Source organism: Streptomyces sp. Tue6028 (assembly GCF_002300165.1).
Taxonomy (GTDB): Bacteria; Actinomycetota; Actinomycetes; order Streptomycetales; family Streptomycetaceae; genus Streptomyces; species Streptomyces siamensis.
On sequence record NZ_MLCE01000016.1, the window covers coordinates 99158 to 109443 of the forward strand.

9 protein-coding genes are annotated in these 10286 nt (G+C 71.9%); 2 read left to right on the forward strand and 7 right to left on the reverse strand.

Features of this window, described 5'->3' with window-relative positions:
* Window positions 1–223: 223 nt before the first annotated feature.
* Window positions 224–1231 carry a stage II sporulation protein M gene (locus BKI49_RS14880; RefSeq protein ID WP_095934751.1) on the reverse strand — a complete coding sequence of 336 codons (1008 nt, stop codon included), beginning with the start codon at window positions 1229–1231 and terminating at the stop codon, window positions 224–226.
* 119 nt (window positions 1232–1350) lie between these two features.
* Here BKI49_RS14880 and BKI49_RS14885 point away from each other — a divergent pair, with 119 nt between their 5' ends.
* Window positions 1351–2421, forward strand: coding sequence for an RDD family protein (locus BKI49_RS14885; protein ID WP_095934752.1), 1071 nt, complete (start codon window positions 1351–1353; stop codon window positions 2419–2421).
* 80 nt (window positions 2422–2501) lie between these two features.
* On the opposite strand, the gene BKI49_RS14890 is transcribed toward BKI49_RS14885, so the two are convergent.
* Both BKI49_RS14890 and ahcY read right to left on the reverse strand, forming a co-directional pair.
* The gene (locus BKI49_RS14890) at window positions 2502–3146 is read right to left on the reverse strand and encodes a hypothetical protein (RefSeq protein WP_095934753.1); all 645 of its coding nucleotides are present in this window, start codon (window positions 3144–3146) and stop codon (window positions 2502–2504) included.
* 100 nt (window positions 3147–3246) lie between these two features.
* On the reverse strand, window positions 3247–4704 hold the full coding sequence (gene ahcY, locus BKI49_RS14895) for an adenosylhomocysteinase (RefSeq protein ID WP_095934754.1): 1458 nt from the start codon (window positions 4702–4704) through the stop codon (window positions 3247–3249).
* 394 nt (window positions 4705–5098) lie between these two features.
* Between ahcY and lepB the strand changes: the two genes are divergently transcribed.
* Complete coding sequence (lepB, locus tag BKI49_RS14900; RefSeq protein ID WP_095934766.1) at window positions 5099–5866, forward strand: signal peptidase I; 768 nt, start codon at window positions 5099–5101, stop codon at window positions 5864–5866.
* 143 nt (window positions 5867–6009) lie between these two features.
* Here lepB and BKI49_RS14905 read toward each other — a convergent pair whose 3' ends face one another.
* The 4 genes from BKI49_RS14905 to BKI49_RS14920 all read right to left on the reverse strand — a co-directional run bounded on the left by BKI49_RS14905 (window position 6010) and on the right by BKI49_RS14920 (window position 10013).
* Entirely contained in the window at window positions 6010–6987 is a 978-nt protein-coding gene (locus tag BKI49_RS14905) for a cation diffusion facilitator family transporter (RefSeq protein WP_095934755.1), read from the reverse strand.
* Window positions 6988–7151: 164 nt separating this feature from the next.
* Window positions 7152–8303 carry a mannose-6-phosphate isomerase, class I gene (manA, locus tag BKI49_RS14910; protein ID WP_095934756.1) on the reverse strand — a complete coding sequence of 384 codons (1152 nt, stop codon included), beginning with the start codon at window positions 8301–8303 and terminating at the stop codon, window positions 7152–7154.
* 185 nt (window positions 8304–8488) lie between these two features.
* Window positions 8489–9616, reverse strand: coding sequence for an SIS domain-containing protein (locus tag BKI49_RS14915; RefSeq protein WP_095934757.1), 1128 nt, complete (start codon window positions 9614–9616; stop codon window positions 8489–8491).
* 226 nt (window positions 9617–9842) lie between these two features.
* Entirely contained in the window at window positions 9843–10013 is a 171-nt protein-coding gene (locus BKI49_RS14920; RefSeq protein WP_095934758.1) for a Trm112 family protein, read from the reverse strand.
* Window positions 10014–10286: the final 273 nt, after the last annotated feature.

Below are 10286 nucleotides of genomic sequence, written 5' to 3' on the forward strand. Positions count from 1 at the left end.
TTTATCAGAAGTTTTGGGCCGGACTGACCGGCGGCCATTTCTGAATCATCGGGGGTGGCTTCTTCGAAATCGATGTTCTCGAGAAGCAAGCAGAGACTAGCTGCTGCCACCGGCACATGTCCAGTTCTAGGCAACTGTTCGAATCTACCTCCCCGCTGGTTCCGTGTCAACGGCTCCTGTGGGGCGAAGAGGAGACTAGCAGGTCAGCGGGGGTGTCCGCACATCAGGCGGCCGTCGGTAGTGTCGCGCTGCGCTCGGACTCCTCGACGTCGCCCGTGTCGCCGGCGCGTGCCGCGCGTCCGCCCAGGACATAGACGTACGCGAGGAACGCCAGCTCAGCGGCGATTCCAATGCCTATTCGGGCCCAGGTGGGAAGGCCGGACGGCGTGACGAAGCCTTCGATGGCTCCCGACACGAACAGAATCAGCGCCAGGCCCATCGCCATCCCCAGGGCGGCTCGTCCCTCCTCGGCGAGCGCTGTTCGACGCGTCCGGGGGCCGGGATCGATCACGGTCCAGCCGAGCCGCAGCCCGGTGCCCGCGGCGACGAAGACGGCGGTCAGTTCGAGAAGGCCGTGCGGGAGGACGAGTCCCAGGAAGGTGTCGAGGCGGCCGGCGGAGGACATGAGGCCGATGCCGACGCCGAGGTTGAGCATGTTCTGGAAGAGGATCCAGAGCACCGGTATGCCCAGGAAGACGCCCAGGACCAGGCACATCGCGGCGGCCTGCGCGTTGTTCGTCCACACCTGGGCCGCGAAGGAGGCGGCGGGGTGGCTGGAGTAGTACGTCTCGTACTGGCCGCCGGGGCGGGTGAGGTCGCGCAGTTCGCTCGGCGCCGCGATGGACGACTGGACCTCGGGGTGAGTGCCGATCCACCACCCCAGGAGCGCCGCGACCAGGATGGACAGGAGAGCCGTGGGGACCCACCAGTGACGCGAGCGGTAGACCGCCGCCGGGAAACCGTGCGTCAGGAACCGGGTGACGTCGCGCCAGGATGCCCGGCGGGTGCCCGTCACCGCGCTGCGCGCGCGTGCCACCAGTTGGCTGAGGCGGCCGGTGAGCTGCGGGTCCGGGGCGCTGGACTGGATCAGGGAGAGGTGCGTGGCGGTGCGCTGGTACAGGGCGACGAGTTCGTCGGCCTCTGCTCCGTTCAGGCGGCGCTGGCGGCGCAGCAGGGCGTCCAGCCTGTCCCACTCGGCGCGGTGGGCGGACACGAAGACGTCGAGGTCCATCGGGTTGGCTGCTCCTCGGCTGCTCGTCGTGGGGGTCAGCTGGTGGTACTGCGGCGCGATGTGACCTCAGCTTGGCAGACTGGCCGTTCTCGGGGCAGGCCAGGGGAAGGACGGCGGGCGTGAGTGAGCTAGTGACGGGTGAGGCGGTCGCGCTGGAGTTGCGCCCCGCCAAACTGCCCAGCCGGGCGCTGGCCGTGCTGCTGGACCTGGCGGTGGCGATCGCCGTCTATGTCGTCGTGACGATCGGTCTGATCGCGTCGACGGCCACGCTGGACGACGCGGCGCAGATCGCGGTCTCGATCGCCGCTTTCGTGCTGGTGCTGGTGGGCGGGCCGATCGCGGTGGAGACGCTGAGCCACGGCCGTTCGCTGGGGAAGCTGGCGTTCGGCTTGCGGGTGGTGCGTGACGACGGGGGCCCGATCCGGTTCCGGCACGCGTTGGTGCGCGGGGCTGTGGGTGTGGTCGAGATCCTTATGACGTTCGGGATCGTCGCGTGCATCGCCTCGCTGGTGTCGGCGCGGGGGCGTCGGCTGGGTGACGTGTTCGCGGGGACCCTGGTGGTCCGCGAGCGGATCCCGGTGGGGCACATGCCCTACGTGCCTCCGCCGCCGCCGTGGCTCGCGGGACGGTTCGCCGAGCTCGACCTGTCCGCCGTTCCGGACGGGCTGTGGCTGGCCGTCCGTCAGTACCTGACGCGGATGCAGCAGCTGGATCCGCAGGTCGGCTGGGCGATGGCGGAGCGGCTGGCGTCCGATGTCGCCGCGCGTACGGGGACTCCGGCGCCGCAGGGTGTGCCGCCGGCCGCGTATCTGGCGGCGGTGGTGCAGGAGCGGCAGGCGCGGGAGGTACGGCGGACGTTCGGTGGTGGGGCGGCCGGGATCGCGCAGCCTGGTGCCGGCGCATACGCGGCCGGGGCTCCGGGTGTGCCCGGACCCGCGGTGCGGGCGCCGGGCGCCGGGCCTCACGGTGCTCCCCCGCCCTTTGCCGCTCCTCAGTCCTACGCCCCTCCCCAGCCGTATGCGCCGGCGGCTGCCGGGGGTCGGGACGTGTCTCCGCAGCAGACGCCGCGACCGACGCAACCGGGCGCCGTTCCTCAGGGCCACCGGCCGGACCGGCCTGACCTCCGGGACGGGCACGACCGGAACCAGGAAGCAGGTCCTCCCGCGACGGGATTCGTGCCGCCCGCCTAGCCGGCCGCGGCGGGACGCGTCGCGTCGGACGAACCTGCGGCCGGCTGGTGAACCGCCTTCGTCCGGTGAACACATCGTCGTCAGGTGAACACCGACGGCGGTGTTTCGAGGTGCTCCAGCTCGATGCCGGGTGCCGCGAGGACCACGTCTCCCGCGATGTGCACGGAGTGCTGTTCCCCCGTGTCCAGGGCTGTGACCTGGTATTCCTCCACGACCAGAGGGCCGCTGTCAGTGGCGTGTGCTTCGCTTGCGATCAAGGCCCAGGACTGGTCGAGGGTGCGCGGGGCGAGGACGGGGTCGGTGAAGGCGACGAGGCGTACGCGGGTCGCCGAGGCCGAGGGGGTGAGGCGAAGGAGACGGGCGGTGGCGACGAGGAACGCGGGAGAGGTTCCGGTGAAGGCGTGCGCGCGGACATTGCCTTCGGTGGCCTCCGCGCCGGTGGGGTCGGTGCGGACCCAGGTCACACCGTCGAGGGCGGCGCCCCGGACCTGCCAGCCCGCGGCGTGGAGTTCGAGACGGATGGGCCGGCCGAGTTCGTCGAGGGCGAGGTCAATGGAACCGGTGACCTCGCTGTGGTGGGGGCCGGGTGCGGTCCCGCTGTCCGAGGCGGTGGTGCGTTGAGCGACGTAGCGCCAGCCGGAGGGGCCGGGCGCGCAGTGGAAGTGTTCTTCGGCGAGGGGGGTGTGGTCGTGCGGATCATGGAGCGAATATCGGCCGCGGGGCATGGGCGTTCAGGTCCTCATCGGGGACAGGCCCCCGCCGTGACGGCGAGGGCCTGCTGACATCCGTACGCCGAGCGGTGGTGGCGCTGCTCGGCGGGGGTGCTCAGTAGCGGTAGTGGTCCGACTTGTACGGGCCTTCGACCTCGACACCGATGTACGCGGCCTGCTCGGGGCGCAGCGTCGTCAGCTTCACGCCGAGCGCGTCGAGGTGGAGGCGGGCGACCTTCTCGTCCAGGTGCTTGGGCAGCGTGTAGACGTCGGTCGGGTACGACTCCGGCTTGGTGAACAGCTCGATCTGGGCCAGGGTCTGGTCCGCGAACGAGTTGGACATCACGAAGGACGGGTGCCCGGTCGCGTTGCCCAGGTTCAGCAGGCGGCCCTCGGACAGCACGATGATGACCTTGCCGTCGGGGAACTTCCAGGTGTGGACCTGGGGCTTGACCTCGTCCTTGACGATGCCGTCGATCTTCGCGAGGCCGGCCATGTCGATCTCGTTGTCGAAGTGACCGATGTTGCCGACGATCGCCTGGTGCTTCATCTTGGCCATGTCCGCGGCCATGATGATGTCCTTGTTGCCCGTCGTGGTGACGAAGATGTCGGCCTTGTCGATGACCTCGTCGAGGGTCGTGACCTGGTAGCCGTCCATCGCCGCCTGCAGGGCGCAGATCGGGTCGATCTCGGTGATGATCACGCGGGCGCCCTGGCCGCGCAGGGACTCCGCGCAGCCCTTGCCCACGTCGCCGTAGCCGCAGACGACGGCGGTCTTGCCGCCGATCAGGGTGTCGGTGGCGCGGTTGATGCCGTCGATCAGGGAGTGGCGGCAGCCGTACTTGTTGTCGAACTTCGACTTGGTGACGGCGTCGTTCACGTTGATCGCCGGGAACAGCAGGGTGCCGTCACGGTGCATCTCGTACAGGCGGTGGACGCCGGTCGTGGTCTCCTCGGTCACGCCGCGGATCTCCGAGGCGAGCTGGGTCCACTTCTGCGAGCCGTCGGTGATGGTGCGGTGCAGGAGTTCGAGGATGACGCGGTGCTCGTCGGACTCGGCGGTGTCGACCGAGGGGACCTTGCCGTCCTTCTCGTACTCGACGCCCTTGTGGACGAGGAGGGTGGCGTCACCACCGTCGTCGAGGATCATGTTCGGGCCGCCGGTGGGGCTGTTCGGCCAGCTCAGGGCCTGCTCCGTGCACCACCAGTACTCCTCCAGGGTCTCGCCCTTCCAGGCGAAGACCGGGACGCCCTGCGGGTTGTCGGGCGTGCCGTTCGGGCCGACGGCGATGGCCGCGGCGGCGTGGTCCTGGGTGGAGAAGATGTTGCAGGAGGCCCAGCGGACCTCGGCGCCGAGGGCGACCAGGGTCTCGATGAGGACGGCGGTCTGCACGGTCATGTGCAGGGAACCGGTGACGCGGGCGCCCGCGAGGGGCTGCGCCTCGGCGTACTCCCGGCGGATCGACATCAGGCCGGGCATCTCGTGCTCGGCGAGGGTGATCTCCTTGCGGCCGAAGTCGGCCAGGGAGAGGTCGGCGACCTTGAAGTCCTGTCGGTTGTCGACAGTCGTCATTGCGAGCTGCTCCTCGGTATCGGGGCGAGGTGGATAGGGCTGGTCTGCGCGCCGACGGGCACAGGGATGCCCGGCTGGACACAGGTGTGCCCGGTGCGCGCAGCGCAGTCCGTCGGAGGCCCTCTCTCCCTCGGCCGGTCCGCGGTGGGACCGCCCGACCGCCATCAGCAGCGACGTCTGGCTCAGCCACAAAGCTACACCGGTGGGCGGGGCTCGCCCCAGTCCGCCTCCGGACAGACGGGGGCCGCGCGGGTACGGATCCGGCCGGTGAGGGGAGGTGGTCGGGGATGTCCGCCCAGGGTGAGGGGGCGGTCGGTGACCGCTCGTGGCGGAGCGACGGCTAGCCTCTGCGCGCGCGGAAATTCCGTGCGGGGTGGGGCTGGAGGGTGTCGCGGTGCGCAAGGGGCGAGGGCTGACGATCACGGCGTGGGTGTTGGGGCCATTGGGGCTGGTGTTGGTGCTCGGGTCGATTCTGGCCGCGCGTACGGCGTTCACGACGACTGAGGTGCGCAGCGACAGCATGGCGCCCACGTACACCGTCGGCGAGCGGCTCGTGTTCGAGCGGATCGACGGGAGCGAGGTGCGGCGTGGTGACGTGGTGCTGTTCCGGTCGCCGGAGCGGTACTCCTTCTCGGGCAGCGTCCTGCAGCGCGTCATCGGGGTCGGCGGCGACCGGGTGGTGTGCTGTGACGGCGAGGGTGCGGACGAGCGGATCACGGTGAACGGGAAGCCGCTCGACGAGCCGTACGCCAAGGACGGGATCGCGGACGGGACACACCAGCGGTACGACGTGAAGGTGCCCGAGGGCCGGCTGTTCCTGCTCGGTGATCACCGCTTGAACTCACGGGACTCCCGGTTCTTCCCCGACGACCACGGCGGGACGGTGCCCGTCGGTGCCGTCCAGGCCCGGGTGACCGAGGACCGGGCGTTGCCCCTGGCGCTCGCGGGGGCCGGGGTGCTCGGGGTGCCCGTCGCGCTGGCGGGCGTGGGCATCGGGATCGCGGCGTTCGTCGTACGGCGGCGGGCCCGGGCCGTGCCGCCCATGCCGCCGTGGGCCGTGTACGGCGGCCCCGGGGGCATGGGTGGCCCGGGCGGCATGAGTGGCCCCGCAGGCATGAGTGGCCCGGGGGCATGGGCTGACCGGCCGAGGAACGCCGAGTAACAGAGGCGTCCAAGAGACGCGGAGACGGGAAGAGCCGGACGCGAACGGCCGCGGGGCCCGCCTGGGATCTCAGGCGGGCCCCGCGGCGTGCGAGCGTCCGGTGGCCCCGGTGCCGGGCGGGCCCGGCACCGTAGGGGCGAGGGTCAGTGCTCGACCGGGTGGGCCGGCCCGCCGGGCGTCGCCTCGGGGTCGGCGCCCTTCGCCGCCTCGGCCTCGCTGTAGATGTCCGGCTCCAGGTAGATCACGCGGGCGATCGGGACGGCGGTGCGGATACGGGCCTCGGCGGCGTCGATCGCGGAGGCGACCTGGGCCGCGGTGTCGTCGTGCTCGACGGCGATCTTCGCGGCGACCAGCAGCTCCTCGGGGCCGAGGTGGAGCGTGCGCATGTGGATGACGCCGGTGACCGTGTGGCCGTCGACGATCGCGGCCTCGATCTTCTTGACGTCCTCGACGCCCGCGGCCTCGCCGAGCAGGAGGGACTTGGTCTCGGCCGCGAGGACCAGGGCGATCAGGATGAGCAGGACACCGATGCAGACCGTGCCGATGCCGTCCCAGACGCCGTCGCCGGTGAGCAGGGCCAGGCCGACACCGCCGAGGGCGAGGACGAGACCGATGAGCGCGCCGAAGTCCTCCAGGAGGACCACCGGCAGCTCGGGGGCCTTGGCGCGGCGGACGAACTGCGCCCAGGACAGCCCGCCGCGCAGTTCGTTGGACTCCTTGATGGCCGTACGGAAGGAGAAGCCCTCCGCGATGATGGCGAACACCAGGACGCCCACCGGCCAGTACCAGTGCTCCAGCTCGTGCGGGTGCTTGATCTTCTCGTAGCCCTCGTAGACGGCGAACATGCCACCGACCGAGAAGAGGACGATCGAGACGAGGAAGGCGTAGATGTAGCGCTCGCGGCCGTAGCCGAAGGGGTGCTGCGGGGTCGCCTCGCGCTGCGCCTTCTTGCCGCCTATGAGCAGGAGTGCCTGGTTGCCGGAGTCGGCGAGCGAGTGGACGCCCTCGGCGAGCATCGAGGACGAGCCGCTGAAGGCGAACGCCACGAACTTCGATGCCGCGATCGCGAGGTTGGCGCCGAGTGCCGCCACGATCGCTTTGGTGCCGCCTGAAGCGCTCATGTGCTCCTGCTGTCCCTTCGTACGCCGTCCGGGTCCCGGTCCGTACCCTCGTACCCCGGTCCGGGCTTTGCCCGCCCTTTGCGGTGGGCCATTGTTGCAGCCCGGTGCCACAGGGGTGCGGCTGGCCACCGTGACGAGGGGCCCAGGACACCGAGGATGCCCTGTCAGGCCACCACTGTCGCGCGGAAGATCGTGCCGTTCCCGGACACTTCGGCCTTTTCGCCGGCCGGGACGAAGACGGACTGTCCGGGGGCCAACGCGATGTGGCCGGCGAGTGCGGTGCCCGCCGTGCAGAGGAGGATCTGCGGGGTCTCGCGGGTGAGGTCGTGCGGGACGGCGCCCTCCGCCAGGACGTACCGGGAGAGCCGGAACTCGTCGATGGGGGTCGCGTAGACCTCTTCGCCGTCCGGGGACGCCTCCGGGCGCAGGACGCCGGGGTCGGTCGCCTCGAAGCGGACGATGCGCAGGAGTTCGGGGACGTCGACGTGCTTGGGGGTGAGGCCGCAGCGCAGGACGTTGTCGGAGTTGGCCATGATCTCGACGCCGAGGCCGTTCAGGTAGGCGTGCGGGACGCCCGCGCCGAGGAACAGGGCCTCACCCGGCTGCAGTTGCACGTAGTTGAGCAGCATGGCGGCGATGACGCCGGGGTCGCCCGGGTAGTGGTGGGCCAGGTCGGCGTACGGGGCGTAGGCGCCGCCGAGGCGGTCGCAGGCGGCGGCGGTCTCGGTGACGGTGTGGGCCATCTCGTCGGGGTCGGCGCTCAGCACCGCCGTCAGGACCTCGCGCAGCGCGGCGTCCTCCGGGTGCGCGTGCAGCAGGTCGACGTACGGCTTGAGGGAGTCGACGTCGAGGCCCGCGAGCAGATCGGCGGCCTCGCCCGGGGCCCGGAAGCCGCACAGGCCGTCGAACTCGGTGAGGGCGCAGATCAGTTCGGGCTTGTGGTTGGCGTCCTTGTAGTTGCGGTGCGGTGCGTCGATCGGGACACCGCGGCGCTCCTCGTCCTCGAAGCCCTCCCTGGCCTGCTCCAGATCGGGGTGCACCTGGAGGGAGAGGGGGGCGCCGGCGGCGAGGATCTTCAGCAGGAACGGCAGGCGGGGACCGAACTTGGCGACCGCGGCACGGCCGAGTTCCCGCTCGGGGTCCTCGCCGACGACCTCGTTGAGCGGGCCGCGCCCGGTGCGCGAGGGTGCACCGGGGTGGGCGCCCATCCACATCTCCGCCTGCGGTTCACCGGTCGGCTCCACACCGAGCAGCCGCGCGATGGCGGTCGTCGAACCCCAGGCGTAGGGGCGGATGGTGTTGTCGAGGCGGTCCATACGAGTCTCCGCGGTTCCTTCCGGGTACGACGCGGATCCTGCCTCCGCGCACGGGGGTCGACGCCCGTCTCCGCGTACCGGGAGGCACGAAGGGGCACGGCACGGCTCCGCGTGGGCGGTGCCGGTGCCGGTCTCAGCCTACGAAGGTCTCTCCGCGTACGAGGATCAGGGCGCCGGAGACAAGATCATGCCCCCGAAGCGAGCGCCAGGTAAACGGCGGCGAAATCGGTGACGGCGATCAGTTCGGCGAGGGTCTCCAGTTCGTCGCCCTCCTCGGGTTCCAGTTCGCTGATCGCGGTGTCGTGGCTGAGGGCGAGCTCGCGGGCGGCGGGCGCCGCGCTGATGCCGCCGATCGGACGGTCCCGGAGCAGCACCACGCGCGCGTGCAGGGCCTGGGCCTCCTCGACGCGGTCGCGGAAGAAGTCGTCCGGGTCGGCGCCGGCGGCGAGGGCTCCCGCGAGCAGCACGCTGTGCGAGGCGAGCGCCTCCGGGAGTTCGGCGGTCAGCGCGGGGCGGCCGGCGAGCTCGGCGAGGGCGGCGGTGAAGCGGCGTCCGGCCGGGGCCGCGGAGGCGCCCTCGGTCCAGATCACCGGGAGGGCCTCGGCCAGCTCGGCCGCGAGGGTCTTCGCGGGATTGCTGTACGCGGCGATGGCCGGACCGCAGCGCTCGGCCACGTGGTCGAGGCGGTCGGCGACCTTCTGCAGGGACTCGGGCGGGGCGGAGACGAGACCGGTGCGGTCGAGGAGCGAGAGCAGCGGGGTGAGCAGCGCCCACAGGACTCCCGGGGCGGAGGCCGCGAGGGGCTCGTCGTGTTCGTACGGGGCGGACGCCATCGGGACGAAGAGGCCGTGCGCGCCCGCGACCGCCTCGGTCAGCGGGGAGCCGGCGGGCGCCACGGCGGCCACGGTGCAGCCCCGCCGGTACGCCTGGTCGATCAGGAGTTCGAGACCTGGCTCGGTGCCGTCGGGTGTGGCGACGAGCAGCAGGTCGACCGGGCCCGCCCAGCCGGGCAGTTCCCAGCGCAGCGCGCCCGCGGCGGGGGCGACGCCGCTCGGGGTCAGCCGGGTGACGGGGCAGCTCGGGCCGCCGAGTGTGCCGAGCAGTTCGGCGACGCCGGTGGCGGCCAGGCCCGGACCGGCGATCAGGAGGGCGCGTGGGCGGCCGTCCGGTTTGAGATCGGGGATCCCGGCCTCCGCGGCGTGCCGGACGGCGGTGCGCACCCGGGCACCGGCCTCGGCGGCGCCGCGCAGCAGCGCACGCCGGTCGGCGCGGGCGAGCGCTTCGGGGTCGTCGAGCAGCGATTCGTCGAGCATGGGGTCGGCAGCCTCCGATCACCGGGGGGTCGCTTGCGCGGGTGTCGCCGGATGGTCGCTTTCACGGGCGCGGTGTGGGCCGCGCGTCCGTACCCGTCAGGTGTCTTCTACCCGGACCTCGCCGGGTTGTCGCCTGCGTGTGCCTCGCGGGTGGCACCGCGGGCACGAACGCCGCGCCTCTGGGCTCCTGCGAGGCGGCCGTGCTCGTGCCGGGCGGCCGCTCCGCTCACGCGGGGCGGCGAGCCTCGTCGACGAGGAGTACGGGGATGCCGTCCCGGACGGGGTAGGCCAGGCCGCAGTCCGCGCCCGTGCAGACCAGCTCGCTCTCCTGCTCCTTGAGCGGGGCGTGGCAGGCCGGGCAGGCGAGGATCTCCAGGAGGCCGGCTTCGAGCGGCATGGGGTGTCCTTCCGAACAGGTGGATGCGGCCTGGTCAGAGTACCGCTGCGCGGAGCCGTGCGCCGGGGCGCGGCACAGGCTCGCCGAGGTGTCCCGGGCGGTGCTCGCGGTTCGCGAGGCGAGGGGCGGCCTCGCGGGGTGCGGGCGGGGGCACGTCGCGGAGTGTCGTGCGGCGCCGCCTCGCGCAGTGCGGGAGGGGGCCGCGTCGCGGATGACAGGGCGGGCGGTGCGCTGCAGGCGGGGCGGTGAGGCCTCCGTCCGTGTTCCCGTCCT

Excerpts from the sequence above, each read along its gene's own strand:
- BKI49_RS14880 (WP_095934751.1), bottom strand. The coding sequence starts at position 1,231 with ATGGACCTCGACGTCTTCGTGTCCGCCCACCGCGCCGAGTGGGACAGG.
- BKI49_RS14890 (WP_095934753.1), bottom strand. The coding sequence starts at position 3,146 with ATGCCCCGCGGCCGATATTCGCTCCATGATCCGCACGACCACACCCCC.
- ahcY (WP_095934754.1), bottom strand. The coding sequence starts at position 4,704 with ATGACGACTGTCGACAACCGACAGGACTTCAAGGTCGCCGACCTCTCC.
- BKI49_RS14905 (WP_095934755.1), bottom strand. The coding sequence starts at position 6,987 with ATGAGCGCTTCAGGCGGCACCAAAGCGATCGTGGCGGCACTCGGCGCC.
- manA (WP_095934756.1), bottom strand. The coding sequence starts at position 8,303 with ATGGACCGCCTCGACAACACCATCCGCCCCTACGCCTGGGGTTCGACG.
- BKI49_RS14915 (WP_095934757.1), bottom strand. The coding sequence starts at position 9,616 with ATGCTCGACGAATCGCTGCTCGACGACCCCGAAGCGCTCGCCCGCGCC.
- BKI49_RS14920 (WP_095934758.1), bottom strand. The coding sequence starts at position 10,013 with ATGCCGCTCGAAGCCGGCCTCCTGGAGATCCTCGCCTGCCCGGCCTGC.